22 protein-coding genes are annotated in these 25384 nt (G+C 72.2%); 12 read left to right on the forward strand and 10 right to left on the reverse strand.

The window, feature by feature from the left end; genetic code table 11:
• Positions 1-25: 25 nt before the first annotated feature.
• Entirely contained in the window at positions 26-5407 is a 5382-nt protein-coding gene (locus F5972_RS26390) for an Lhr family helicase (protein WP_150936940.1), read from the reverse strand.
• A gap of 135 nt (positions 5408-5542) precedes the next feature.
• Between F5972_RS26390 and F5972_RS26395 the strand changes: the two genes are divergently transcribed.
• The 6 genes from F5972_RS26395 (at position 5543) to F5972_RS26420 (ending at position 9206) form a co-directional block, all read left to right on the forward strand.
• Complete coding sequence (locus tag F5972_RS26395) at positions 5543-6031, forward strand: VOC family protein (RefSeq protein WP_150936942.1); 489 nt, start codon at positions 5543-5545, stop codon at positions 6029-6031.
• Positions 6032-6102: 71 nt separating this feature from the next.
• The gene (locus tag F5972_RS26400; RefSeq protein WP_150936944.1) at positions 6103-6297 is read left to right on the forward strand and encodes a DUF3046 domain-containing protein; all 195 of its coding nucleotides are present in this window, start codon (positions 6103-6105) and stop codon (positions 6295-6297) included.
• Between the two features lie 189 nt (positions 6298-6486).
• Complete coding sequence (locus F5972_RS26405; protein WP_150936946.1) at positions 6487-6948, forward strand: hypothetical protein; 462 nt, start codon at positions 6487-6489, stop codon at positions 6946-6948.
• Positions 6945-7253, forward strand: a complete 309-nt coding sequence (locus tag F5972_RS26410) for a winged helix-turn-helix domain-containing protein (protein ID WP_150936948.1) — start codon at positions 6945-6947, stop codon at positions 7251-7253. The genes F5972_RS26405 and F5972_RS26410 overlap by 4 nt, the downstream gene beginning before the upstream one ends.
• On the forward strand, positions 7246-8124 hold the full coding sequence (locus F5972_RS26415) for an ABC transporter ATP-binding protein (RefSeq protein WP_150936950.1): 879 nt from the start codon (positions 7246-7248) through the stop codon (positions 8122-8124). Before F5972_RS26410 ends, F5972_RS26415 begins: the two co-directional genes overlap by 8 nt.
• Positions 8121-9206 carry an ABC transporter permease gene (locus F5972_RS26420; protein ID WP_150936952.1) on the forward strand — a complete coding sequence of 362 codons (1086 nt, stop codon included), beginning with the start codon at positions 8121-8123 and terminating at the stop codon, positions 9204-9206. Before F5972_RS26415 ends, F5972_RS26420 begins: the two co-directional genes overlap by 4 nt.
• Positions 9207-9274: 68 nt before the next feature.
• Here F5972_RS26420 and F5972_RS26425 read toward each other — a convergent pair whose 3' ends face one another.
• Entirely contained in the window at positions 9275-9550 is a 276-nt protein-coding gene (locus F5972_RS26425) for a hypothetical protein (protein ID WP_150936954.1), read from the reverse strand.
• Positions 9551-9879: 329 nt separating this feature from the next.
• On the opposite strand from F5972_RS26425, the gene recA reads away from it, so the two are divergent.
• From recA to F5972_RS26445, 4 genes are all read left to right on the forward strand, one after another.
• On the forward strand, positions 9880-11010 hold the full coding sequence (gene recA, locus F5972_RS26430; RefSeq protein WP_150936956.1) for a recombinase RecA: 1131 nt from the start codon (positions 9880-9882) through the stop codon (positions 11008-11010).
• Between the two features lie 8 nt (positions 11011-11018).
• Positions 11019-11954, forward strand: coding sequence for a recombination regulator RecX (gene recX, locus F5972_RS26435; RefSeq protein ID WP_150936958.1), 936 nt, complete (start codon positions 11019-11021; stop codon positions 11952-11954).
• A gap of 289 nt (positions 11955-12243) precedes the next feature.
• Positions 12244-13869, forward strand: coding sequence for a ribonuclease Y (gene rny, locus F5972_RS26440; protein ID WP_150936960.1), 1626 nt, complete (start codon positions 12244-12246; stop codon positions 13867-13869).
• 112 nt (positions 13870-13981) lie between these two features.
• The gene (locus F5972_RS26445; protein ID WP_150936962.1) at positions 13982-14659 is read left to right on the forward strand and encodes a DUF305 domain-containing protein; all 678 of its coding nucleotides are present in this window, start codon (positions 13982-13984) and stop codon (positions 14657-14659) included.
• Between the two features lie 30 nt (positions 14660-14689).
• On the opposite strand, the gene F5972_RS26450 is transcribed toward F5972_RS26445, so the two are convergent.
• The 5 genes from F5972_RS26450 to F5972_RS26470 all read right to left on the reverse strand — a co-directional run bounded on the left by F5972_RS26450 (position 14690) and on the right by F5972_RS26470 (position 18742).
• Positions 14690-15427, reverse strand: a complete 738-nt coding sequence (locus F5972_RS26450; RefSeq protein ID WP_150936964.1) for a transporter substrate-binding domain-containing protein — start codon at positions 15425-15427, stop codon at positions 14690-14692.
• A 77-nt stretch (positions 15428-15504) separates the two neighbouring features.
• A complete protein-coding gene (locus F5972_RS26455; protein ID WP_150936965.1) occupies positions 15505-16380 on the reverse strand; it encodes an amino acid ABC transporter permease in 876 nt (291 codons plus the stop codon).
• Positions 16377-17045, reverse strand: a complete 669-nt coding sequence (locus F5972_RS26460) for an amino acid ABC transporter permease (protein WP_150936967.1) — start codon at positions 17043-17045, stop codon at positions 16377-16379. The genes F5972_RS26455 and F5972_RS26460 overlap by 4 nt, the downstream gene beginning before the upstream one ends.
• A gap of 33 nt (positions 17046-17078) precedes the next feature.
• Entirely contained in the window at positions 17079-17918 is an 840-nt protein-coding gene (locus tag F5972_RS26465) for a glutamate ABC transporter substrate-binding protein (RefSeq protein WP_150936969.1), read from the reverse strand.
• A gap of 68 nt (positions 17919-17986) precedes the next feature.
• Positions 17987-18742 (reverse strand): amino acid ABC transporter ATP-binding protein, encoded by a 756-nt coding sequence (locus F5972_RS26470; protein ID WP_150936971.1) that lies wholly within the window; start codon positions 18740-18742, stop codon positions 17987-17989.
• Positions 18743-18916: 174 nt separating this feature from the next.
• Between F5972_RS26470 and F5972_RS26475 the strand changes: the two genes are divergently transcribed.
• On the forward strand, positions 18917-19561 hold the full coding sequence (locus tag F5972_RS26475) for a hypothetical protein (RefSeq protein WP_150936973.1): 645 nt from the start codon (positions 18917-18919) through the stop codon (positions 19559-19561).
• Positions 19562-19583: 22 nt separating this feature from the next.
• Here the strand turns inward: F5972_RS26475 and F5972_RS26480 are convergent, their stop codons facing one another.
• The 3 genes from F5972_RS26480 to F5972_RS26490 form a co-directional block, all read right to left on the reverse strand.
• Positions 19584-20222: a response regulator transcription factor gene (locus F5972_RS26480; RefSeq protein ID WP_150936975.1), complete on the reverse strand. Its 639-nt coding sequence runs from the start codon at positions 20220-20222 to the stop codon at positions 19584-19586.
• On the reverse strand, positions 20194-22476 hold the full coding sequence (locus F5972_RS26485; RefSeq protein WP_150936976.1) for a sensor histidine kinase: 2283 nt from the start codon (positions 22474-22476) through the stop codon (positions 20194-20196). Before F5972_RS26485 ends, F5972_RS26480 begins: the two co-directional genes overlap by 29 nt.
• A 155-nt stretch (positions 22477-22631) precedes the next feature.
• Positions 22632-23279 carry a Uma2 family endonuclease gene (locus tag F5972_RS26490; protein ID WP_150936978.1) on the reverse strand — a complete coding sequence of 216 codons (648 nt, stop codon included), beginning with the start codon at positions 23277-23279 and terminating at the stop codon, positions 22632-22634.
• Positions 23280-23421: 142 nt separating this feature from the next.
• Here F5972_RS26490 and miaB point away from each other — a divergent pair, with 142 nt between their 5' ends.
• Entirely contained in the window at positions 23422-24945 is a 1524-nt protein-coding gene (gene miaB, locus F5972_RS26495; RefSeq protein ID WP_150936980.1) for a tRNA (N6-isopentenyl adenosine(37)-C2)-methylthiotransferase MiaB, read from the forward strand.
• Positions 24946-25384 lie beyond the last annotated feature (439 nt).

A 25384-nucleotide genomic window follows, 5' to 3' on the forward strand; every position in this document is an offset into this window, starting at 1 on the left:
GACCTGAGTCGTGCTGAGACGGCGGTCAGCCGCGGATGCGCAGGCCACGCGGGGTGGGATGGAAGCCCGCGGCCTCCAGGGCCTCCGCCAGGGGTGAGCCGGTGATCGCGGCGCCGTCGGCCCGCTCGACGGTGAGCTTGCCCAGCGCGCCCCGCCGTACGGAGACGGCCAGGGCCTGCACGGCCGGGCGCAGGTCCTCCTCCGAGCCGTAGGAGAGCAGGGTCTTGCCGCCACGCTCGACGTAGAGGACGAGGGCGCCCTCCACCAGCACCACCAGCGCGCCCGCCTTGCGGCCCGGCTTGTGGGTCACGTCGTCCGCGCGCTCGGGCCAGGGCAGCGCGGCGCCGTACGGGTTGGCGGGGTCGGCCGCGGCCAGCACGACCACCGGCCGGGGCGGCGGCGGGGCCGGGATCGACCACAGGTCCTCCTCCGGCGCGAGCCCGGCCGAGGAGGACGATCGGGAGGACGGCGAGGACATCGCGCGCATCCGGTCCACCGCGCCCGGAAGGGCGAACTGGGCTCCGCCCAGCCCTTCGACGAAGTAGCCGCGGCGGCACCGCCCGCTCTCCTCGAAGGCCCGCAGCACCTGGTAGACGGCGGAGAAGCCGCCGGGCAGGCGTTCGGCCGTGACGCCGCCCCTGGTCAGCACTCCGTGCCGTTCGAGCAGCACCTCCGCCTGGGCGTGTGCCCGCTGGGTGCCGTCGTCCGCGGGCGCGGGAAGCAGCCACCATCGGCCGCTCACGGTCGGTGGGCCGCTCCTGGTGGGCAGGACGGCCCGGCGGCGCCGGGTCGCGGCCGGACGGTGGGCGGGCCTTCCGGTGCCGAGCGCCGAGCGGAGCGGAGCCATCGTGTCCCCGGTGACGCGGCCCGCCCAGACGAGGTCCCACAGCGCGGCGGCCAGCGTCATATCGTCCGGTGTCGTATCCTCCGGCGTCCCGTTCGCGGCGGGGCGCTCGCCGGCCGCCGGGGTGTCCGCGGCCGACCGGCCGAGGATGCGGGCCCGGCGGGACGCCGCGGCGTCCGGACCGATGCCGCCCGCGCCGCGTGCGGCCGTCCCGATCCGGTTGGACAGTTCGCGGAAGAACAGGGCCCCGCCGCCGCCGAGGCTCTCCAGGATCCGTTCGTGCAGAGGGGTCATGGTGATCTCCGCCGGTGCGGGCAGGAGCAGGGGGGCCGTGTCGGCGAAGTAGAGCGAGATCCAGCCGTCCCCGCCGGGCAGCGAGCCCTGGCCCGCCCAGACGACCTCGCCGGACGAGGTCAGCTCGTCGAGCAGGGCCGGGGAGTATCCGGGCACCCGCGAGGGCAGCACCAGCGACTCCAGGGCCGAGGCGGGGACCGCCGCTCCCTGCAGCCGTTCGATCGCGCTGATCAACCCGTCCATCGCCCGCGCGGCCCCATGGAGCTCCTGCCGCCCTTGCCGTGATGGGCCGGAAGGCCCGCCGGGGGCGGAACCAGCGAAGCCGGGACCCGGGTGGCCGGAACCGGCGAGGCCGGAGCCAGGGGGGCCGGGGCGGCCGCCGTAGCCGGGGGGACGGTCGCCGGTCGTCGTGATGCTCTGCGGTGCGATGTTCTGCGGTGCGATCCCGTGCCAGGCGGGCAGGAAGGCGGCCAGGACCTCGGGCGCGACCGGCTCGACCTCCTTGCGGAGCCGGGCCAGCGAACGGCGCCGCAGGAGCCGCAGCACGTCCGCGTCGCACCACTCATCGCCCCGGCCGCCGGGCCGGAACTCACCCGAGACGATCCTTCCCGACCCGGCGAGGCGGCGCAGCGCCTCGTCCGCCACCGCGACGCCGACCCCGAAGCGGGCGGCGGCGGTCCCGGACGAGAAGGGCCCGCGGGTGCGGGCGTGGCGGGCCACCAGGTCGCCCAGCGGGTCGGCGGCGGGCCTGCCGGACCCGCCCGGGCCGTGCGCACCGCCGGTCGGCGGCGGCTCCAGGAACTCGTGCGGCACGCCCACGGGCAGCGGCACGCCCAGGGCGTCGCGCAGCCGCCAGGCGTCCTCGACGGCGGCCCACTGTTCGTGACCCGCCACGCGCACCCGGATGGCCCGGCGCGCCCGCTCCAGGTCCGCCAGCCACGCCGGATCGCCCTCGCGGATCGAAACGTCCTGCGCGAGCAGCGGCCCGTGCGATCGCAGCAGGTCGGCGAGGTCCTCGGCGTCCCGCAACGGCCGGTCGAGCCGGGCCAGCTCCCGCTCGGTCTCCGCGAGGACGTCGGGGTCGAGCAGCTCCCGCAGATCGGCCTGCCCGAGCAACTCGGCCAGGAGCGCGGTGTCGAGAGCCAGCGCCTGGGCCCGCCGCTCCGCCAGCGGCGCGTCACCTTCGTACATGAAGGCGCCGATGTAGTTGAACAGCAGCGACGCGGCGAACGGGGACGCCTGGGAGGTCTCCACCTCGACCACCCGCACCCGGCGGGCGGAGACGTCGCGCAGGAGCCCCACCAGGCCGGGAACGTCGAAGACGTCCTGCAGGCACTCGCGCATCGTCTCCAGGACCACCGGGAAACCGGCGTACTTGCTCGCGACGCCCAGCAGGTGGGCCGCGCGCTGGCGTTGTTGCCACAGCGGGGTGCGCCTGCCCGGCGACCGCCGGGGCAGCAGGAGGGCGCGCCCGGCGCACTCCCGGAAGCGGGAGGCGAACAGGGCGGAGCCGCCCAGCTCCTCCACCACGATCTGCTCGATCTCGTCGGCGTCGAACACCGCCACGTCGGACGGCCCGTCCTCGAAGGTGTCGGGGACGCGCAGCACGATGCCGTCGTCGGAGTGGACGGCCTGGACGTCCGCGCCGTACCGCTCGCGCAGGCGGCGCCCGATCGCGAGCGCCCACGGCGCGTGCACCCGGGCCCCGTAAGGGGAGTGGAGCACCACTCGCCAGTCGCCCAGCTCGTCGCGGAACCGCTCCACCACCAGCGTGCGGTCGTCGGGCACGTATCCCGTCGCCTCCCGCTGTTCGGTCAGGTAGGAGAGGAGGTTTCCGGCGGCGTACTCGTCGAGGCCGGCCGCGCGGACGCGTTCGAGCGCCGCGCGGGCGTCGCCCCGGCCGCCCGCCCCGGCGGCCGACAGCTCACGGAGGAACGCGCCGATGGCCCGGCCCAGCTCCGCGGGGCGGCCCGGCGCGTCGCCATGCCAGAACGGCAGCTTGCCCGGCCGGCCGGGAGCGGGGGAGACCAGCACGCGGTCGGCCGTGATGTCCTCGATCCGCCAGGAGGTCGCGCCCAGCACGAACACGTCGCCGACGCGGGACTCGTAGACCATCTCCTCGTCCAGCTCGCCCACGCGCGAGGCCTTCTCGCCGACCAGGAACACGCCGAACAGCCCCCGGTCGGGGATCGTGCCTCCGTTGGTCACCGCCAGGCGCTGCGCCCCCGGACGGCCGTGGAGGGTTCCCGTCACCCGGTCCCACACGACGCGCGGCCGCAGTTCGGCGAACTCCTCGCTCGGATAACGCCCGGCCAGCATGTCGAGCGTCGCCTCCAGCGCGGTGCGCGGCAGCGTGGCGTACGGCGCGGCCCGGCGCACCAGCGCCTCCAGCGCGTCGACCGTCCACTCGTCGAGCGCGGTCATCGCGACGATCTGCTGCGCCAGCACGTCGAGAGGGTTGCGCGGGTAGCGGAGCTCCTCGATCCGCCCGGCCCGCATGCGCTCCGCCACCACCGCCGTCTGGACCAGGTCGCCCCGGTACTTGGGGAAGATCACACCCCTGGACACCGCGCCGACCTGGTGCCCGGCGCGGCCGATGCGCTGCAGCCCGCTGGCCACGCTGGGCGGCGCCTCCACGCAGGCCACCAGATCGACCGAGCCCATGTCGATGCCGAGCTCCAGACTGGAGGTGGCGACCACCGCGGGCAGTCGGCCCGACTTCAGCGCCTCCTCGATCTGCGCGCGCTCCTCCTTGGAGACGGAGCCGTGGTGGGCCCGCACCACCTCGGGGATCGCGACGCCCGACACGCCCGCCTGAGCCATGAACTCCGACGGCATCACCCCCGATCCTGGCAAGCCCGGTCCCGGCAGTCCAGGTCCCGGCAGTCCAGGTCCCGCCAGTCCAGGTCCCGCCAGGCCCGGTTTTGTGAGCCCATGCCCCGCAGGTCCCGGCAGGCCCGGTCCCGCGCGCCCAGGTCCCGCGGCTCCGGGTTCCGCGGCTCCGGGTTCCGCGGGTCCGGGTTCCGCGGGTCCGGGTTCCGCGGGTCCGGGTTCCGCGGGTCCGGGTTCCGCGGGTCCGGGTTCCGCGGGTCCGGATCGCTCGGCTGAGGGGGCCGCCTGCCCGGGATCTGATCCGTCCCGGTGGCCGGACCACTGCGCGTGCAATCGCTCGAAGGCCTCCGACCAGTGCGCCGGATCCTCCCCGCCTGCGCCCTCGCCTGTGCCTCCCGCGATGGCGGAGAGGGCCTGCCGCTCCCAGGCGAGCTCGTTGAGCCGGGTGCACAGCCGCTCCGACAACCGCCGTGAGTTGGCGAAGACGATCGTGGACCGGTGGGCCTGGATCAGATCGAGCAGGTGCTCCTCCACGTGCGGCCAGATGCTCCGCCGGTGCTCCGCCGGCTCGCCCTCGGCGCCGGGAGGAGGCGGCGCGAGCTCCGTCATGTCCTCGACCGGCACCACGACGTCGACCTCGATGACCTTCTCGGCGGGCGGCTGCACGACGGTGGCCGGGCGCGTCCCGCCGAGGAAGGCCGCCACCTCACCGACCGGGCGCACGGTCGCCGACAGGCCGATGCGCTGGGCCGGGGCGGGCAGCAGGGCGTCGAGCCGCTCCAGCGTGAGCGCGAGGTGGGCCCCGCGCTTGGTCGACGCGACGGCGTGGACCTCGTCCACGATCACGGTCTGGACACCGCGCAGCGCCTCGCGCGCCTGGGAGGTGAGGAGCAGGAACAGCGACTCGGGCGTCGTGATCAGGATGTCCGACGGCCGGTTCGCGAAACGGCGCCGCTCCTCCGCCGCGGTGTCCCCGGAGCGGATCGCCACCGATATGTCGGGGGCCGGCAGCCCCATCCGCAGCGCCGTCTGCCGGATTCCGGTGAGCGGGGCGCGCAGGTTCCGCTCCACGTCGACCGCCAGGGCCTTCAGCGGCGAGACGTACACGACACGGCAGGGACGCGCCGGCTCCCCACTTTTCGCGCGGCCGCCCGCGCCCTCGGACCGCCGCCCGGGCGACCCGCCGCGCCGGTCCCGCGGGCCCGCCGCGTCACCCTGCCCGGTCGCGTGCTCGACGGCCAGGCGGTCGATCGCCCACAGGAAGGCCGCGAGCGTCTTGCCCGACCCCGTGGGGGCGACCACGAGGGTGTTCTCGCCACGCGCGATCGACGACCACGCGCCCTCCTGCGCCGAGGTCGGCGTCGCGAACGCCCCGGTGAACCACTCCCTGGTCACCGGGCTGAAGCCGTCGAGCGCACCCACCCGCCCATCATGCATCGCCCCACCGACAGAAAACGCCACGCCGCCTGGCCACGGGGGCGGCCCGCCCGCGGCACGGGTGGAGCGGGAAGCGCCCGGATCGCCGGGCGACCGGGGGCATGACGAGCGCCGAACAGGACAATCTTCTTGAGTATGGAAATCGACTACGCGGCCGTCGAGGCGGCGCGCGCCCGCATCCGGGAGCGCTACCTCGGTGAGCGCCGTGCCGCAAGCAGCGCGCGTGGCCTGCACCACTTCGCGTTGATCTCGTCCGACGTCGAGCGCACCATCCGCTTCTACCACGAGCTTCTCGAGTTCCCGCTGACCGAGATCTTCGAGAACCGCGACTACCGGGGGTCGAACCACTTCTTCTTCGACATCGGCAACGGGAACCTGCTGGCCTTCTTCGACCTCCCCGGTCTCGACCTGGAGCCGTACAAGGAGGTGCTCGGCGGGCTCCACCACATCGCGATCTCCGTGGATCGGGCGACGTGGGAGCGCCTGCGCGGCAAACTCGACGCGGCCGGCGTGCCGTACCAGGAGGAGAGCGGCAGTTCGGTCTACTTCCGCGACCCGGACGGCGCGCGCCTGGAGCTCCTCGCGGACCCTCTCGGTGAGATGTACGGCGCCCGTGTGATGTGACGGGACGAGGCGCGGCGCCACGGCCGCCGAGGGCGGTAAGGCCATTCCGTACGGGGGGCCATACTGAACGCATGCGCCTCACGGACTTCTGGAACAGGATGCGCCGCCACTTCGGCGAGGCGTACGCGGAGTCGTGGGCCAAGGACTACGTCCTCGCCGGTCTCGGCGGGCGCACCGTCGAGCAGGCCCTCGCCGAAGGCGTGGCGGCGAAGCAGGTCTGGCAGGCCGTCTGCCAGGCGGTCGACGTCGACTCCAGACTGCGCTGACGCACCGCCGCGTGGTGCCGGAGCACCGCTGACGGGCCGCGCCCTCGCACCATCGTCCGGCCTCCTCCTCGCGGCCACGCCCGCTCTTCCTGCAGTCCCTGTGCGCTTTCCTCCGTCGTCTACGGCAAGCACTTGAACGCCGGTTGAGCACTTGCTACCTTGTTGACAGGATGAACGGGGAGGAAGAGCATGAGCGGAGATCACTTCACTCCCGACGAGGCTCTCCGGGAGATCGGACGGATGGACCGGCAGGTCAGGAGGTCCACTCGCGGCCCCGGCCGGGCGTATCTGCTCGTGGGGCTGGCCACGATGGTCTACTGGCCGGTGATGCTCCTCGGCGGCGGCGTGTGGCCGCTGATCGGCGGGCTCGGGTGGGTCGTCCTGACGATCACACTCTGCGTGTACTGGGCCAGGCTGCGGGTCCACGACCGGCTGCTGCAGCGGGTCAGGAAGCCCGTCGAGGCGGCGTACGTGGTGACGATGGCACTGCCGTTCGTCTACGACGTCTGGCTGATGCCGCCCAGGCCCACGGCGGGATCGACCGTGGCGCTGCTCGCGCTGTCGGTGCTCGCCGGACTGCCCCTGGTGTACGGCGCGTCCCTCCTGATAAGGGACTCGCCCGCGGAGGCCCCGCTGACGAGGGACCGATGACCGCGCACCCGCGTCACGAGCTCGACGAGATCATCCACGCCCCGGTGCGGCTGTCGATCGTGGCGGCGCTGGCCGCGGCCGATAAGGCCGACTTCCGGTTCCTCCGCGACACGATCGAGGTCAGCGACTCACTGCTCAGCAAGCACGTCCTCACGCTCGAAGAGGCCGGCTACGTCCGGGTGGAGAAGGCCTTCGTCGGCAAGCGGGGGCGCACCTGGCTCTCGCTGACCGAGCGAGGGCGGGCGGCTTTCGAGAACTACATGGACGTGCTGCGGCGAATCATGGAGGCGACCCCCCGTGCTTGAGATCGACGGACTGCGCAAACGCTACGGAGACAAGACCGCCCTCGACGGGGTGGGCTTCACCGTACGACCCGGTGAGATGTTCGGCTTCGTCGGCGCCAACGGCGCGGGCAAGACGACGACGATGCGCATCGTGATGGGCGTGCTCGGCGCCGACTCCGGAGAGGTGCGGCTCGACGGGCGCCCGCTGGGATTCGACGATCGCCGCGCGTTCGGCTACATGCCGGAGGAGCGCGGCCTCTACCAGAAGATGAAGGTCGCCGAGCAGATCGAGTACTTCGGCCGGCTCCACGGGCTCGCCCCGGCCGCCGCCCGCACGGCCACGGACGCCCTGCTCGAACGGCTCGGCCTGGTCGGGCGGCGCGACGACGCGGTCGAGGCGCTGTCGCTCGGCAACCAGCAGCGCGTGCAGCTCGCGGTCGCGCTCGTCCACGAGCCGACGGTGCTGATCCTCGACGAGCCGTTCTCCGGCCTCGACCCGCTGGCGGTCGACGCGCTGGCGGAGGTGCTCAAGGACCGCGCCGCCGAGGGCGTGCCGGTCATCTTCTCCAGCCACCAGCTGGATCTGGTCGAACGGCTCTGCGACTCGGTCGGCATCATCTCCGCAGGCCGGATGGTCGCGTACGGCCCGGTCGCCGAACTGCGGGAGCGGGAGGGTCGCGGGGTGCTGCGCGTCGTGGTCCGGGACGCCGCGCCCGGCTGGGCCGACGGTCTTCCCGGCACGGTCGTCCGCGAGGGCGACCGCGACGTCCTGCTCTGCGAGGAGGGCGACGACCAGGCCGTCCTCCGCACGGCGATGAGCGCGGGGACGGTCGAGCACTTCGGGCGGCGGCAGCCGACCCTCACCGAGATCTTCAGGGAGGCGGTGGCATGAACGGCCTGATGCTGGTGGCCCAGCGGGAGGTCCGCACGCGGATCCGGACGAAGTCCTTCCTGATCAGCCTGGCGATCAGCGCGATCCTGGTGGCCGCGCTGGCGTTCCTGCCCAAGGCGCTCGGCGGTGACGGCACCTTCGACGTCGGCGTGGTGGGCGCCGCCCCCGCGCCCGTCACCCAGCTCTCCTACTCGCGCTATCCGGACGAGGCGGCCGCGCGGAAGGCGGTGATCGCCGGAGACGTCGACGCGGCCCTGATCGGCGGGGACAGGGTCGTCGCGAACGGCGAGCTCGACCAGCGGCTGGGGCTGATCCTCGAAAGCGTCCACCGGGACGAGCAGATCAAGGCGGCCGGGGTCACGGTCACGCCGCTGCGGGTGGAGTCGGTCGGCGCCGACGCGCGGTACCAGGGGGTGCGCACCGGCATCGCCACCCTGCTGGTGATGGTGCTGTTCTTCCTGTTCATCTACTCCTCCATGTACGTCGCGATGGGCGTGGTGGAGGAGAAGGGCAGCCGGATCGTGGAGATCCTGCTGACCTCGGTGCGCCCGTGGCAGCTGCTGGGCGGCAAGATCGTCGGGCTGGGCGTCCTGGGGCTGGTCAACCTCGCCGTGGTCGTCGCCGCCGGTCTGGCCGCGTCGGTCGCGACCGGTTTCGCGGCCGACCTCCCACCGGGAATGGGCGGGATCGTCGTCAGCGCGCTCGTCTGGTTCGTGCTGGGCTACGCGTTCTTCGCCGTGCTCGCCGCCACCTTCGGCTCGCTGGTGTCGCGGCAGGAGGAGCTGAACACGGTGCTGACGCCGATGACCACGCTCATGATGCTGACCTACGTGACGGCCTACTTCGCCGCCGTCCAGCCCACCGGCACGGTCGCGCGCGTCCTGTCGCTCGTGCCGCCGTTCTCCTCCATGGTCATGCCCGTGCGCACGGCCGCCACCGGCGTGCCGCTGGGAGAGATCCTCGTCGCCGTGGCGCTCATGATCGTGGCGGTCGTGGGCGTGCTGCTGTTCGCCGCCCGGGTGTACCAGCGCGCGGTTCTCCGTACGGGCGCCCGGGTCAGGCTGGGCGAGGTCCTGCGCTGATCCTGTACGGAACCGGGCTCGGCGGGTTCCCGCCGGGCCTCGGTGGGTTCCGGGGAGGTCCTGGAGGGTCAGAGCGGCCGGGTGAGCGTCGTAGTGATCATCTCGGCCGCGCGGCCGGGATCGTCGGCGCTCTCCTGTCCGCCCGGGGCCCACAGGAACATCCAGCCCTCCCCGGCGGGGATCGCGAAGACGATCGTCTGCCTGCCGGTCTCCGGGTGCCAGACGGAGAGGACGGGGGTGTCCCCGCCGATCAGCCGGGCGCCGAGGCCGTGGCCGGGGAGCCGGGCGGCGAGTGCCTCCAGGTAGGCCAGGCGCTGCCTGCCGTAGTCGCCGGTGCCCGTCACAAGGCCCCCTTCGCGGGAGATCCAGCTTTGTTACAAGGATCGTCGCAGGTCAACGGGACGACAACCATGAACGGGTAACGCCCGGGAATGTAACGGCGGCGGGAACTCCGGCCGGTTTCCCGATGTCGGCGGCGGTTCCTCATGTGATCGAACAGTCGTTCGGCTATATTGGTCTGGTCGCCCCTGGGGTGCGCGCCGCGCGCGGCGCCCGGACGCGGCGGACCGCCGCACCCGCCTTCCGGGCGGTGTGCGGGAAGCTCAGAAAATGTCGGTCGCACCCCGTAGCTTTTCGGTGACCGAGCAGACGACCACCCTCCAGGGGGCATCCAATGGCAATCAACGACCGCGAGAAGGCCCTTGAGACCGCCCTCGCGCAAATCGAGCGGCAGTTCGGCAAGGGCAGCGTCATGCGTCTCGGAGACGACGCGCGTGCCCCGATCGAGGTCATCCCCACCGGCGCCATCGCTCTCGACGTGGCCCTCGGCATCGGCGGCTTCCCCCGGGGCCGGATCGTGGAGGTGTACGGCCCGGAGTCCTCCGGTAAGACGACGGTGGCCCTGCACGCCGTGGCCAACGCCCAGCGGGGCGGCGGCATCGCCGCCTTCATCGACGCCGAGCACGCCCTCGACCCCGAGTACGCGAAGAAGCTGGGCGTCGACGTCGACGCGCTGCTCGTCTCCCAGCCGGACACCGGTGAGCAGGCCCTCGAGATCGCCGACATGCTGATCCGCTCCGGCGCCGTCGACATCATCGTGATCGACTCCGTGGCGGCCCTCGTGCCGAAGGCGGAGATCGAGGGCGAGATGGGCGACAGCCACGTCGGCCTCCAGGCCCGCCTCATGTCGCAGGCGCTGCGCAAGATCGCCGGCGCCCTGAACCAGACCCGGACCACCGCGATCTTCATCAACCAGCTCCGCGAGAAGATCGGCGTCATGTTCGGGAGTCCCGAGACCACCACGGGTGGCAAGGCGCTCAAGTTCTACGCGTCGGTGCGGCTGGACGTGCGCCGGATCGAGACGCTCAAGGACGGCACCGAGCCGGTCGGCAACCGGACCCGGGTGAAGGTCGTCAAGAACAAGATGGCCCCGCCGTTCCGCCAGGCCGACTTCGACATCCTCTACGGCATGGGCATCTCCCGCGAGGGTGGCCTGATCGACATGGGTGTCGAGCACGGATTCGTGCGGAAGGCGGGCGCCTGGTACACGTACGAGGGCGACCAGCTCGGGCAGGGCAAGGAGAACGCCCGCAACTTCCTGAAGAACAACCCCGACATCGCCAACGAGATCGAGAAGAAGATCAAGGAGAAGCTGGGGGTCGGGCCCCGGCTCGACACGCCGACCGAGACTCCCGCCGCTCCGGCCGCCGCGCCCGCGCCCACGTCGGGCCGAGCGACCGCGTCCGCGTCCGCGTCGGGCCGGGGCAGCAAGGCGGCCGCCGCGCCCAAGCCGGGTGACGTCTGAGCGCAGGCATGAGGCGCGACGAGCCCTCCGGCCCGGACGGCGAGTCCGGGCCGGGAGACTGGAACTCGGGCCCCTGGGGGCCGGTCGAGGAACCGGCCGGCTCGGCCGATGACGCGTCCGCGACGATCGCCGCTCTGCGGGCGCAGATCCGCAGGCGTGAACGGCGAGCCCCGGACGGAGCCAGCGGCTTCGGCGATCCCGGCAGCTCCGGCGACCCCGGCAGCTCTGGCGGCGCTGACAGTCCCGGCGCCGTTGCCGGCTCCGCCGGCCCTGGTGGGTTCGACCTCTGGGGCCGGGACGACACCGACCGCGACGACACGGGCCCGGCCGCCGCCGGGTCCGGGCGCCGGCGTCAGGGGCGCGGCAGGAAGCGGCGGGAGCGGTCCGGGGGGCGGGTGCCCGATGGGCCGCAGGAGGGCAGCGCGGCGAGCGAGGGGCCGCCGGCCGACCCCGAGGCGGTGGCCAGGGCCATCTGCCTGCGGCTACTGACGATGGCGCCGAAGACGCGGGCCCAGCTCGCGGACGCCCTGAGCAAGCGGGACGTGCCCGAGGAGGCGGCGACCGCCGTGCTGGAGCGGTTCTCCGAGGTCGGGCTCATCGACGACGAGGCGTTCGCCGCCGCGTGGGTGACCTCCCGGCACGCCGGGCGAGGCCTGGCCCGCCGCGCGCTGGCGCAGGAGCTGCGGCGGCGTGGCGTCGCCGAGGAGACGGTTGAGGACGCCCTGGAGCGGCTCGATCCCGACGAGGAGACCGAGACCGCGCGCAGGCTGGTGGAGCGCAAGCTGGCCGGCACGCGCGGGGTGGAGCCGCAGGCGCGCATGCGCCGGCTGGTCGGGATGCTGGCCCGCAAGGGCTACTCACCCGGCCTGGCGTTCCGCATCGTCCGGGAGGCGATCGAGGCCGAAGGCTTACCCTCCGATGGGCTTCCCGACAGCTTCGAGTGAGCTATAGCACCATGCAAAAGTCGCTTGACAGGCCATCTTTGCTTGCTCGTTACCTCTCTGACGCTTAATCTCGACCGCAGTGAGGAGTTACTCCGCGCAGCGCGGATTGCCATAACGGTGAACCACGACGGACGAGGACTTTGGCCGGCCTTCGGGCCAGATCGGTCACCCTTCGGGGTGTCCGGGCGATGTGACGATATTTGTCCTGGTGAAGCCACCGGGCTCTGCCGTGCTGCGCGCGTGTGACCCCTGCCATGAGGTTGTCGTGAGGCGATAGGGGTGAGCGCGCATGGACACGATCGTGATCGTTCTTGCGGTTGCGGTGGTGCTGCTGGCTCTCGTGATGATCGCCGCCCTTGTCATAGTCGTACGCCGCACCGGCGGAGTCGCCGTGCCGTCCGGTCCCTCGCCCGAGCAGCTCGCCGAGGTCAAGGCCGAGGTCAACGAGGAGCTCGAACGGGCCCGGCAGGAGGCCGAGGAGATCCGTACGAAGGCGGAGCGGGACGCGGGGGAGATCCTCCAGAAGTCCGAGTCGCTCGCCGAGAGCGCGGCGCTCACGCGCAAGGAGGTCGAGGAGGAGGCGCGCCTCCTCAAGAACGAGCTCAAGGAGCTGCGCTCCGACCTGGAGCGGCGCGAGAACCGGCTGGCCGAGCGCGAGCAGCGGCTCGACGAGGAGGCGCGCAGGCAGGCCGAGCGGGCCCGCAAGCTGGCCGAGACCGAGACGGAGCTGGCCGACCGCCGCGAGGACCTGGAGCGGGTGGCCGAACGGCGCAAGGAGATCCTGGAGCGGGTCGCGGGCCTGACGGCCGACCAGGCCAGGGCCGAGCTGGTCAAGGAGATCGAGAACCAGGCCAAGCGCGAGGCGGCCCTGATCGTCCGGGAGATCGAGAGCGAGGCCCGCAAGGAGGGCGAGAAGCGCGCCTGCAAGATCGTGACCCTCGCCGTGCAGCGGGTCGCCACCGAGCAGACGGCCGAGTCGGTCGTGAGCGTCCTCCACCTCCCCGGCGACGAGATGAAGGGCCGGATCATCGGCCGCGAGGGCCGCAACATCCGGGCCTTCGAGTCCACCACCGGCGTCAACCTGATCATCGACGACACACCCGAGGCGGTGCTTCTGTCGTGCTTCGACCCGGTTCGCCGGGAGACGGCCAGGCTGACGTTGGAGAAGCTCGTGCTCGACGGGCGCATCCACCCCCAGCGCATCGAGGAGGCCCACGAGCGCAGCAAGGCCGAGGTGCTGGACCTGTGCGTACGCGCGGGGGAGGACGCGCTGGTCGAGCTGGGCATCACGGAGATGCACCCCGAGCTGGTCACCCTGCTCGGGCAGCTGCGCTACCGCACCTCCTACGGCCAGAACGTGCTCAAGCACCTGATCGAGTCGGCCCACATCGCCGGGATCATGGCCGCCGAGCTCCGGCTCGACCGTGACCTCGTCAAGCGGTGCGCTCTCCTGCACGACATCGGCAAGGCGCTCACGCACGAGGTCGAGGGCAGCCACGCGATGATCGGCGCGGAGATCGCCCGCCGGTACGGCGAGCACGAGGACGTCGTCCACGCCATCGAGGCGCACCACAACGAGGTGGAGGTCAGGACCGTCGAGGCCGTCCTCACCCAGGCCGCCGACGCGATCAGCGGCAGCCGCCCGGGTGCCCGGCGCGAGTCCCTGGAGGCGTACGTGAAGCGGCTGGAGCGCCTGGAGGAGATCGCCCAGTCGTACGACGGGGTGGACAAGGTGTTCGCCATGCAGGCGGGCCGGGAGATCCGCGTCATGGTCCGGCCCGACAACGTCGACGACATCCAGGCCCAGGTGATCGCCCGGGACGTCGCCAAGCAGGTGGAGGAGGAGCTGACCTACCCCGGGCAGATCCGCATCACCGTGGTCCGCGAGTCCCGCGCCACCGAATTCGCTCGATAACTGCGGCTGACCCCGGCCGCCGCTGACCGGATTTGGGGTGAATGTGCTATACCCCTCCATATACTCCCGGTTTAGCCCGGTGCTCCCCAGCCCCTGAAGCGAGTGCACGACCATGATCTCCTCGACCCCGTACCGGCGGCTTCTCGTGCTCGTGCTGGCGGCCACCGCGATCAGTGCCTGTACGGCGAAGACGGAGACTCCCAAGGCCGCGCAGGCCCCCGCGGTGAACGTCGTGCAGCCGGGCGCGCCGGGACAGGGCAGCAAGGTCCTGCCGGCCGGCGAGGTGCCGCGTTCCGAGGGCCAGGAGTACACCGACGCCGACGTGCGGTTTATGCAGGGGATGATCCGCCATCACTCCCAGGCCCTGCGGATGACCGGGCTCGTGGCCGGTCGCAGCGAGAGCAAGGACCTTCCCCGGTTCGCGAAGCGGATCGAGATCTCCCAGCAGGACGAGATCGACCAGATGGTGCGCTGGCTGAGGACCCGGCTCCAGCAGGTGCCCAGCGTGGGCTCCGGCACCGGGCACGACCACGGCGGGGAGCCCATGCCGGGCATGCTCACCGAGGCGCAGTTCGCCGCGCTGGAGCAGGCCAAGGGGGCGCGGTTCGACCGGCTCTTCTACGAGGACATGATCCAGCACCACATGGGCGCGCTGACGATGGTCGAGCGGCTGTTCGGCGACGGAGGAGGCGGCGAATCGGAGATCAACCAGTTCGTCACCCACGTCGACGGGGACCAGCGCATCGAGATCGACCGCATGCGCGCCCTCCTCGCGAAGCTGAACGAGTAGCCCGCCCCCGGCACGCCACCGATCCTCCCGTCACCACTTCAACGACGGGGGAGTGGTGTAGCGGGTGGCGAGGACGCCGAGCTGGTCGATGACGGCCCGCTTCCAGCTGCCGTCCTCGAACATCCGGCGCAGCGCGTCGTTCACCTGGTCGCGCAGGGCGGCCGTGCTGGTGGCGATGCCGTACTCCTCGGTCGACAGCGGCCTGCCGCTGAACCGGAACCTGCCGGGATACTGCGCCGACAGCCCGGCGAGCACGGGCGCGTCGGCCACGATGGCGTCGGTGCCGCCACGGGCGAGCAGCGGCGCGCAGGCGGCGGGCAGGTTCGCCTCGGCGAGGAAGAACTGCCGCCAGCGGGCGCCGAACCTCGCCACGAGCGGCCCGGCGGACTCCCGGGTGACGCAGACCCGCTTGCGGGCGAGGTCGCGGGGCCGCGTGATCGACAGGTCGTCGGCCCGGACGAGGACGTCGGTGCTGGTGACGAGATACGGCCCCGCGACCGGCCGGGAGCGCTCCGGGCCGGTGACACCGACGACGAGGTCCGCGTGGGCCGTGTCGGCCGTGTAGACGATCTGGTCGTCGCGGTAGCCGAGGGCCCTGGCCACGTAGTGCGCGACCTCGACGTCGAAGCCGCCGAAGTGCCCGTCGGGCATCCGGGCGACCAGCCCCGGCTGCCCCGGGCGCACGCCGATCACCAGCCTGCCGTCGCCCCCGCACCCCGCGAGGCATCCGGCCGCCAGGACGCCGATCACGGCGAGGCCACGCCACACGCGCTCAATATCGAGGTCGCGTACGCGCCGCCGCCAGCAGCGACACGGCAAAAGTCCCTTGACCCGGGAGCGCGGGCTCAGCGGACGAAGGCGACCTCGCCGCCCGCCCGTTCGGCGGCGGCCGGGTCGGCCGTGATCTTCCTGCTGCGCCGGCTGCGCCGTTCCAGCCAGGCGGCGAGATAGCCGAGCGCCAGGTTGATCGCGATGTAGACCACGGCGATGACGATCACCGAGGGGATCAGGTTGGCGTAGTTGGCCGGCACGACGCGGGCGCCCGCGTTGAGCAGGTCGGCGTACGCCACGACGAACCCGAGCGCGGTGTCCTTGAGCAGCACCACGAGCTGGCTCACGATCGCGGGCATCATCGCGGTCACCGCCTGCGGCAGCAGGATCATCCGCATCACCTGGTTCTTGCGCAGGCCGATCGCGTAGCCCGCCTCGGCCTGGCCGCGTGGCACCGCCAGGATGCCCGCGCGGACGATCTCGGCCAGGACGGACCCGTTGTAGACGGTGAGACCGAAGACCACGGCCGTGAACTCGGTCACGACCAGCCCGGCCAGGCTCCCGCCGTACTGGGCGAAGAAGATCAGCATGAGCACCGGGACCGCGCGGAAGGCCTCGACGACCACCGCGGCCGCGATCCGCACCCAGCGGTGGTCCGACAGGCGGGCGATGCCGAACACGGCCCCGAACAGCAGCGCGAGCACCGCGGCGAGCGCCGCGGCGACCAGTGTGTTGAGCAGCCCGGGCAGGATCAGCTCGGTCCACGTGTCGGCCCGCAGGAACGGCTGCCACAGCTTGCCGTCCCACTGGCCCTTCTCGTCGAACTTCGTCCAGACGAAGTACGCGACCAGCAGCAGGACGACGCCGAACGCGAGGGTCAGCGCGTTGTTGCGCAGCCGGGTGCGCGGGCCCGGGACGTCGTAGAGGACGGTGGCGCCGCGCTCGGTCATCGGACCACCGCCAGGCGCCGGGCCAGCCGACCGGACAGCAGGTTCAGGGGGAGGGTCAGCACGACGAACCCGGCGGCGAAGCCGAGGAAGATGGGAATGATCGCGTCTCCGTGGGCGTCGAACAGGTTCTTCATCCGCAGCGCCGCCTCCATGACGCCGATCGCCGCGGCGACCGTCGTGTTCTTGACCAGCGCGTTCAGCAGGCTCCCGAGGGGCGCGATGACCGTGCGCACCGCCTGGGGGAGGATCACCAGGCGGAGCGTCTGCAGGAACGTCAGGCCGATCGCGCGGGCCGCCTCCGCCTGGCCGAGGGGCACGGTGTTGATCCCGGCCCGTACGACCTCACAGACGAAGGCGGAGGTGTAGGCCGACAACCCGATGATCGACAGCCAGAAGCTGTTGAGCGACAGGTTGTCGGAGAACTGGACGTCCATCACCGTGCCGAGGCCGAGGCCGCAGAACACGATGATCAGTGTGAGGGGCGTGTTGCGCAGCACGTTGACGTACAGCGCGCCCGCCCCCCGCAGCACCGGCAGCGGGCTCACCCGCATGGCGGCCAGCGCGATCCCCCAGACCAGCGAGATCAGCCCGCTGACCACCGTGAGCTTCACCGTCAGCCAGAACGCGCCGAGGATGACGGGAAGCTCGTCGACGACGGCCTCCACCGCCGGCCTCCTTCCAGTGCCGCTGTCGGTGCTCTAGTACCGGTCGACGGACGGCGGGGTCGTGAAGTACTTGCCGAACTCGCCGAGGTTCGTGTCGATGGCCTTGCGCCAGCTTCCGTCCTTGAAGAACTTCTCGATGGCGTTGTTGATCGCGTCGCGGCCGGCCTTGTCGTCCAGCTTGATGCCGATGCCGTACCTCTCCTCGCTGAACGGCTGGCCGACCAGCTTGAACTTGCCGGGGAACTGGGCGGCGAACCCGGCGAGGATCGTGGCGTCGGTGGAGATCGCGTCGACCTGCTTGTTCTCCAGCAGCGGCAGGCAGGCACCGTACCCCTGCTGCTGGGTGAGGTTCTTGGACTCCCAGTCGGGACCGAACTTGTCGGCGAGCCGCTTGGGCGACGACGACCCCTGCGCGCCGCAGACCTTCTTGTCCTTGAGCGACTCGACCCCGGTGATCGAGGTGTCGTCGGCGCGGACGAGGATGTCCTGCCCGGTGACGAGGTACGGCCCGGCGAAGGAGATCTTCTTCTTCCGCTCGTCCGTGATCGAGTAGGTCGCGATGACCATGTCGACCTGGCCCTGCTGGATGAACGGCTCGCGGTTGGCCGACTGGGCCTCCTTGAACGTGATGCCGCTCTCCGGCACGCCGAGCTCCTTGGCGACGTACTTCGCCACGTCGACGTCGAACCCGGCGAAGCCGCCGTCGGGCTTCTTCAGTCCCCAGCCCGGCTGATCGATCTTGACACCGATCACGAGCTTCTTGTCGTCCTTCGCCTTGTCGACGATCGAGCTCGACCCGGAACCGCCGCAGGCCGTCAGGCCGGTGGCCAGGGCGGCGAGCGCGAGCAAGCCGGCTGCGAATCGCATCCGCATCACCTTTCGCTTTTGTGGAGCATTTCGTGAGCTGGGACTGTCATGAACTGGGGCTGTCATAGGCACGATCAGTGCGTGAGGATCTTGGAGAGGAAGTCGCGGGCGCGCTCGGTGCTCGGCTGGGTGAAGAACTCCGAGGGCGATCCCTCCTCGACGATCTGGCCGTCGGCCATGAACACGATGCGGTTGGCCGCACGGCGGGCGAAGCCCATCTCGTGGGTGACGACCATCATCGTCATGCCGTCCTTGGCCAGGCCGACCATCACGTCGAGCACCTCCTGGACCATCTCCGGGTCGAGGGCCGAGGTGGGCTCGTCGAAGAGAATCATCTTGGGGTCCATCGCCAGCGCGCGGGCGATGGCCGTCCGCTGCTGCTGGCCGCCGGAGAGCTGGGCGGGATACTTCCCCGCCTGCGAGGCGATGCCGACCCGTTCGAGCAGTTCCATGCCCCGCTGCTCGGCCTGCTGCCGGGGGACCTTCCGCACCCTGGTCGGGCCGAGTGTGACGTTCTCCAGGATCGTCTTGTGGGCGAAGAGGTTGAAGGACTGGAACACCATGCCGACCTCGGAGCGCAGCCGGGCCAGCGCCCTGCCCTCCGCGGGCAGTTCCCGCCCGTCGAAGACGATGCTCCCGGAGTCGATGGTCTCCAGCCGGTTGAGCACCCGGCACAGCGTGGACTTGCCGCTGCCGGACGGGCCGATGACGACGACCACCTCGCCCCGGTCCACGCTCAGGTCGATGTCCTGGAGCACGTGCAGGGGACCGAAGTGCTTGTTGACTCCCTCCAGCCTGACAAGCGGATCGGGACCACTGATCTCCGTCATGGTCAACAACGTAGGGGGGTCAACGTCGCGCCGTCACTAACGGGCCGGTACCGATCAGATCACATCCCGGCTGCTCAGGACATCTCTCCCGGTTTGTCCGGACGGCCCGCCCATGCGGCCCGGGACGCGGTCCCGGTTGGCTCCTGCCGACCCTCTGATCGCGTAGGAGTCCAGATGCTGAAAAATCCGGATCTGTTCAGGAAGACCGTCGCGGCGGCGGCCATGCTGGTGTGGCCCGTCCTGCTCGGCCTGGCCTTCGTCACCTCGCCGCCGGGCACCGAGCACACTCCCGCCGTGTTCCGCGCGAGCCCCGTACAGGTGCAGGCCAGCGCGCTGCTGTTCCAGTGGGCGACCGCCTGCCTGGTCCCGGTGATCCTCGGGCTCGCCCATCTGCTGCGCGGCCGCGCGCCGCGCACCGGCAACATCGGCGCGGCGCTCGGCCTGACCGGCGCGGTCACCGCCGCCTGCCTGTTCATGACCGACTTCTACGACCTGGCGCTGGCGCTCAGCCTCCCCGACGCCCAGGCCGCCCGGGTGACCGAGGTGGCGGGCGCGCTCGGCGGCTTCGTGTACGGCATCCTGCTGCCGGGGTTCCTCACCCACGTGGGCCTGCTGGTGCTCCTGACGGGCCTGGCGGCGGTGCGGCGGGCGCCATGGTGGGTCCCGGTCGCGGCGCTCGCGGGCGTCTGCGGGCCGTTCCTCACGCTCGGGCAGCCGCCGGCCGTCCAGGCCATCGGGTCGCTGTTCCACCTCGCCGCCTTCGGCATGGTCGCCCTGAAGATCCTGCGCATGCCGGTGGACGACTGGCGGGCCGCCTGAGCACCCGCGGCCGCGGAGCCCGTCAGAGGCCCGACTCCCTGGCCCGCATGATCGCCTCGGCCCGGTCGGCCACGCGCAGCTTCGCGAAGACGCTGGACACGTGGTTGCGCACGGTCTTCTGGCTCAGCCCGAGCCGGGCCGCGATCTGGCCGTTCGTCAGGTGACCGGCGACCAGGCCCAGGATCTCCCGCTCACGCGGGGTGAGCTCGGGGAAGCTGGGCTCGGGCGCCCTGCCGAGGCCGGAGAAGTAGCCCATGAGCCGCCCGGCGAGGGCGGGGCCGAAGATCGCCTCGCCCTCGGCCACGGCCCGGATCGCCCGGACGAGCTCGGCCCGCCGCGCGCCCTTGAGCACGTATCCCCGCGCGCCCGCGCGCACCGCCGCGAAGACCGCGTCGTCGTCGTCCGCCATGCTGAGCACGAGGACCCGCACGTGCGGATGGTTCCTGGTGACGCGCTCGGTCGCGGCCACCCCGCCCATGCCGGGCATGGCGAGGTCCATCAGCACGACGTCGGGCTGCACGCGGGGCAGGAGGGCGAGGGCCTGCTCACCGCTGGCCGCTTCATCGGCGACCTCCACCTCCTCCACCGGCCGCAGGAGCGCGCGGAGCCCCGCCCGGAAGGCCGCGTGGTCGTCAACCAGCAGCACGCGGATCGGCTCCATCGCCCGCCTCCCGTCCCGAGTGATGTCCCGAGTCCCGTCCTGAGCCCCGCAGCATGCCCGCCACCGTGTCCGGGGCTGTGTTCCGGGCCGTGTCCGGCGCGGTGACCCGGGTCGGGTTCTCGGCTGAGTCCCGCGCCGTGCTCAGGGCGGTGTTCCCGGCGGTGTTCCCGGCGGTGTCCCGCACTGTGTCCGGAGCGGTGTCGTGGACCGGGAGGCGGGCGAGCACCCGGGTCCCGCCTCCGGGCCGCGGGCCGATGTCGCAGGTGCCGCCCAGCTCGGCCGCCCGCTCGCGCATCGACGCCGTGCCGACCCCGGGCCGGGCGGACGCCGGATCACCGGCGTCCGCGTCCGCCGTGCCCGCCGTGCCCGCCGCGTCCGCCGTGTACGGCTCGCCGCCCTCGTCGGCGACCTCCAGTTCGAGCACGTCCGCGTGACCTCCGCGCGCCATGCCGAGCCGTACGCGCACCCGCCCGGCCCCGGCGTGACGGCGCGCGTTCGCCAGCGCCTCGGCCGCGATCCGGTACGCCGCCACCTCCACGGCGGCGGGCAGCGCCGGCAGGGCGCCCTCGATCTCGACGCCGACCTCGGCGCCGGGCAGCCGGGCCGCGTGCGACCTGATCGCCCCGGCCAGGCCCAGCGTGTCGAGGGCCGGCGGCCGCAGTCCCTCCACCAGCGTCCGTACGTCGGCCATCGCCGTGCGGGCGTCCGTCATGATCTCTTCGAGCATCGCCAGGGCGTCCGGGTCCCGCACCATGTCCTGCACCATGTCCTGCACGGCCTCCGCCCGCATGGTCAGCGCGGCCAGGGTCGGCCCGAGGCCGTCGTGCAGGTCGCGCCGCAGCCGCCGCCGCTCCTCCTCACGCGCCGCCACCAGCCGTTCGCGCGAGCGCTGCAGGTCGGCCGACAGCCGTACGGCGTGTACGGCGATCCCCGTCTGCCGGGCGAGGTCGGCGAGGACCCGGCGGTCCCTCCCGCCGAGTTCGCTCTCACCCGGGCGCGGGGACAGGACCAGGTCGCCCACCGGCTCGCCCCGGTGCACGAGCGGCAGCCGTACGGAACCGGGGGAGGGCACGCCGTAGGCGTGGGTCGGCCCGCCGGCGACCTCGACCGCGACGTGCGGCAGGCGCAGCGCCTCCGCGACCGACCGGGCCGCCGCGGCGAGCACCGCACCCGGCTCCGCCGCCTCCTCCAGGCGCCTGCCCAGCAGGGCCAGCGCCGCGTACGGATCGTCCCGCCTGCCGTACATCACGAGGTTGACGGCGCGTTGCAGCCGCTCGCGCAGCGGGGCGAAGACGACGGCGACCACCCCGGCGGCGGCCACCGACACCGGCAGGCCGTCCGCCGCGCGGAACACCGCGCCGAGGTAGGTGACCACGAGCACGTAGCCGCCGAACACGCAGGCCGACAGCAGCACGTAGACGAGCGTGCGGTTGATCACGAGGTCGATGTCGAACAGGCCGTGCCGCAGTACCGCGACCGCGGCGGCGGCAGGCAGCAGGCAGGCCGCGAACGTCCCCATAACCTCCCAGAACGCGCTGGTGACCGGCCAGATGGACCGCGGGTCGCCGTCGGAGAGCCCCGCGGCCAGCCGGCCCGCGACGATCAGCCCGGCGAGCCCGGCGGCGTACGCGAGCCACTTGAGCTGGGCCTGCTCGCCGGCGTCGCCGCGCCGGGCCCGTCGTACGAGATCGCCCGCGCCCGCGAGGAACAGCGCGCCCATGAGCGCGGTCGTCAGCGGCTCGACGAACGGGCCGACGGCGGCGAGCGCGGGCACCACGAGGGGGTTGGGCAGCGGCGTGCCCCAGCCGACCTGGTGGCTGGGGCCGGGCAGGAGGGCGCTCACCGCCGTCATCACGGCGGAGACCCCGGCCATCGTCCACAGGGCCGCCCGCCAGCGGGGCGACGACGGCCGTCCCGACGGGAAGAACGCCGGCACGGCGGCGACCGACAGGTTGGCGGGCACCCACAGCCACGTCTGCGGCCACGCCATCGGGGTCGCGAACGGCAGCCCGGCGAGCGCGTAGTGCCCGGTCGCGTCCAGCAGCGCGAAGCACAGCCCGCAGGCCGCCATCAGCCACCCGACGGCGTTGCCCGGGCGGGCCGCGGTGATCAGGCCGCCGACCAGCGCGCAGGCGGTGACGTAGAGGAGATGGCTCTGGGCGAACACCCCGGCGCCGTTCCGGTGGCCCAGCACCAGGGCCACGGCGACCAGGAGCAGGCTGAGCGCGCAGACCGCCCACGCCGTACGCCGCACCGCCCGCCTCCTCCGCGCGCCTCCCCGGCGCACGCCCCGCCTCCGCGCGCCTCCGGCGCGGCCACTGGATCGGGCTCAGGCTAGCGACCGATATGCCCAGACGAACAGGACAATGTCCTAGGACGTCCGGGCGTCGTGGCGGGTCCGCCCACCCGTCACACCCGCGCGAACGCCTCGGGGTCTATCGCCACCTTGAACGGCTCGCCCACGGCCACCACCTCGCCCGCCCCCACCCGGTGGATCAGCTGGTACTGGCCGTCCTCGCCCAGCCGGTAGGTGAAGACGACAGGAAGCCGCTCGTCAGCCTGCCCGCGGAACGGATGGGTCTCGATCCGCCAGAAACCGGGAATCCCGGCCTCGGCGTATTTCGCGGGCTTCACCACCCGATCGGTCATGGTGGTGGACCGCGAAACGATCTCCACGACCAGACGCACCCACTCGGGCCGGATGACCGACGCACCGTCGCGTACGGGCTGCCGGTCAACGACCATGATGTCCGGAATCACCCCAGGTTTACCGTCCAGAAGCAGGCCGGTCGCAGTGATCGCCACCAGGTCCTCGGGCGCGGCCTCCTGAAGGGCCGCGCGGAGGTTGTCACCGATCCACTGGTGCATCGGGAGTGGTGCGGGGGACACGATGAGACTCCCGTCGATGAGCTCGTAGCGGCTGCCGTCGTCCGCCTGCGTGTTGAGCTCGAACCATTCCTCGACCTCAAGCTCACCCGGGACACGCCAGGGGCTCCTGGCCGCCCGCGCCTCGCGGGCCTGCATCGGCGCCTCCGTGGATCGTGCGGGCATCGCCATCGAGGCTCACCTCTCACCGACAGGTCCGTTCTCAGTGTCGCATGCGTTCGCCGCCGCACCCTATCGTCACTTTCCGTGTGTGGTCGAGTGCGAAGGGTTTTCGTACGGGTGGGGCTGGGGAAGCGCCTACCCTTGTAGTGCGATGACTGGGACCACACAGACTGTGACCACACAGGACGCCGAGGGCGCGACCCGGACCTACGAGGTGCGGACCTACGGCTGCCAGATGAACGTGCACGACTCCGAGCGGCTCTCCGGGCTGCTGGAGGACGCCGGATACGTCCGGGCCGCCGAGGGGCAGACGCCGGACGTCGTGGTGTTCAACACCTGCGCCGTACGCGAGAACGCCGACAACCGGCTCTACGGCAACCTGGGGCACCTACGGCCGATCAAGATGGCCCGCGAGGGCATGCAGATCGCGGTCGGCGGATGCCTGGCGCAGAAGGACCAGGGCGAGATCGTCCGCCGCGCCCCCTGGGTGGACGTCGTCTTCGGCACCCACAACATCGGCTCGCTGCCGGTGCTGCTGGAGCGCGCCCGGATCGCCGAAGAGGCCCAGGTCGAGATCAAAGAGTCGCTGGAGACGTTCCCCTCCACGCTGCCGAGCCGCCGTGAGTCGGCGTACGCGGCCTGGGTGGCGATCTCGGTCGGGTGCAACAACACCTGCACGTTCTGCATCGTGCCGTCGTTGCGCGGCAAGGAGAAGGACCGCCGCCCCGGCGACGTCCTGAACGAGGTGCGGACCCTCGTCGACCAGGGCGTCCTGGAGATCACCCTGCTGGGGCAGAACGTTAACACCTACGGCGTGGAGTTCGGCGACCGGCTGGCGTTCGGCAAGCTGCTGCGGGCCTGCGGCGACGTCGAGGGCCTGGAGCGGGTCCGCTTCACCTCGCCCCACCCCGCCGCCTTCACCGACGACGTGATCGCCGCGATGGCCGAGACGCCGAACGTGATGCACCAGCTGCACATGCCGCTGCAGTCCGGCTCCGACCGGGTCCTCAAGGCCATGCGCCGGTCATACCGGTCCGAGCGCTACCTCGGGATCATCGAGCGGGTGCGCGCCGCGATGCCGGACGCCGCGATCTCGACCGACATCATCGTGGGCTTCCCCGGCGAGACCGAGGAGGACTTCCAGCAGACCCTCGACGTCGTACGGCAGTCGCGCTTCGCCAACGCGTTCACGTTCCAGTACTCCATCCGCCCCGGCACTCCTGCCGCGACGATGGAGGACCAGGTGCCCAAGGCCGTCGTGCAGGAGAGGTACGAACGCCTGGTGGCGCTCCAGGAGGAGATCTCCTGGGCGGAGAACAGGACGCAGGTCGGGCGGACCCTCGAGGTGCTGGTCGCCGAGGGGGAGGGACGCAAGGACGACGCCACGCACCGCCTGTCCGGCCGCGCCGCCGACAACCGCCTCGTCCACCTCGCGGCCACCGATGCCGCCGCCGCGGCCCGGCCCGGCGACATGGTCACCGTCGAGGTCACCTACGCCGCGCCGCACCACCTGGTGGCCGACAAGGTGCTGTCCGTACGGCGGACCCGCGCCGGCGACGCCTGGGAGGCCCGGCAGGCGGCTCCGCGACAGGACGCCGCGGTCAGCCTGGGCATGCCCACCGTCGGCCGCCCGGCTCCGCTGCCCGCGCAGCCGTCCGCCTGCTCGGCCGTCTGAACCGCACCTGATCAGAACAGCGCACTTGATCAGGACCGTGTCTGATCAGACGCGCGGTTCTGATCCGCGAGGACGGCCCGCGCGGGCGCGGGCCGCACGCGGGTTACTGAGAAAAGCGGCGCAGGACCTGATAGCAGTAGGCGCGGCGCAGATCGTGGAACCGCAGGCAGGCATCCTGCATCCGGCTGCCCGCCACACCGGCCGCCTCGGCGCGGGACGCGGCCGAGGTCCCCGAGCCCGCGTCCTGGCCAGCCGCGTTCCCGTCCGCCGTGCCAGGGGCCGCCGTGTTCCCGGTCGGTGCGCTCCCGGCAGGGGTGGCTCCGGTCGCTGGGTTCCGAGGCACGGCGTCGCCCGCGCCAGACCCACGAGCGCCAGATCCACGAGTGCCAAACCCTCGTGCGGCGCTGTCCCGGCCGGTGGAGCCCTGACTGTCCGGCTT

This window comes from Microbispora cellulosiformans, assembly GCF_008728085.1.
Classification (GTDB): domain Bacteria; phylum Actinomycetota; class Actinomycetes; order Streptosporangiales; family Streptosporangiaceae; genus Microbispora; species Microbispora amethystogenes.

Bases quoted from the DNA above. Each gene is read 5' to 3' on its own strand.
- F5972_RS26465 (WP_150936969.1), bottom strand. From the start codon at position 17,918: ATGCGGATGCGATTCGCAGCCGGCTTGCTCGCGCTCGCCGCCCTGGCC.
- F5972_RS26455 (WP_150936965.1), bottom strand. From the start codon at position 16,380: ATGACCGAGCGCGGCGCCACCGTCCTCTACGACGTCCCGGGCCCGCGC.
- recA (WP_150936956.1), top strand. From the start codon at position 9,880: ATGGCAATCAACGACCGCGAGAAGGCCCTTGAGACCGCCCTCGCGCAA.
- F5972_RS26400 (WP_150936944.1), top strand. From the start codon at position 6,103: ATGCGCCTCACGGACTTCTGGAACAGGATGCGCCGCCACTTCGGCGAG.
- F5972_RS26445 (WP_150936962.1), top strand. From the start codon at position 13,982: ATGATCTCCTCGACCCCGTACCGGCGGCTTCTCGTGCTCGTGCTGGCG.
- F5972_RS26395 (WP_150936942.1), top strand. From the start codon at position 5,543: ATGGAAATCGACTACGCGGCCGTCGAGGCGGCGCGCGCCCGCATCCGG.
- F5972_RS26475 (WP_150936973.1), top strand. From the start codon at position 18,917: ATGCTGAAAAATCCGGATCTGTTCAGGAAGACCGTCGCGGCGGCGGCC.
- F5972_RS26470 (WP_150936971.1), bottom strand. From the start codon at position 18,742: ATGACGGAGATCAGTGGTCCCGATCCGCTTGTCAGGCTGGAGGGAGTC.
- F5972_RS26420 (WP_150936952.1), top strand. From the start codon at position 8,121: ATGAACGGCCTGATGCTGGTGGCCCAGCGGGAGGTCCGCACGCGGATC.
- miaB (WP_150936980.1), top strand. From the start codon at position 23,422: ATGACTGGGACCACACAGACTGTGACCACACAGGACGCCGAGGGCGCG.
- F5972_RS26410 (WP_150936948.1), top strand. From the start codon at position 6,945: ATGACCGCGCACCCGCGTCACGAGCTCGACGAGATCATCCACGCCCCG.
- F5972_RS26405 (WP_150936946.1), top strand. From the start codon at position 6,487: ATGAGCGGAGATCACTTCACTCCCGACGAGGCTCTCCGGGAGATCGGA.
- F5972_RS26480 (WP_150936975.1), bottom strand. From the start codon at position 20,222: ATGGAGCCGATCCGCGTGCTGCTGGTTGACGACCACGCGGCCTTCCGG.
- rny (WP_150936960.1), top strand. From the start codon at position 12,244: ATGGACACGATCGTGATCGTTCTTGCGGTTGCGGTGGTGCTGCTGGCT.
- F5972_RS26490 (WP_150936978.1), bottom strand. From the start codon at position 23,279: ATGGCGATGCCCGCACGATCCACGGAGGCGCCGATGCAGGCCCGCGAG.
- F5972_RS26390 (WP_150936940.1), bottom strand. From the start codon at position 5,407: ATGCATGATGGGCGGGTGGGTGCGCTCGACGGCTTCAGCCCGGTGACC.
- recX (WP_150936958.1), top strand. From the start codon at position 11,019: ATGAGGCGCGACGAGCCCTCCGGCCCGGACGGCGAGTCCGGGCCGGGA.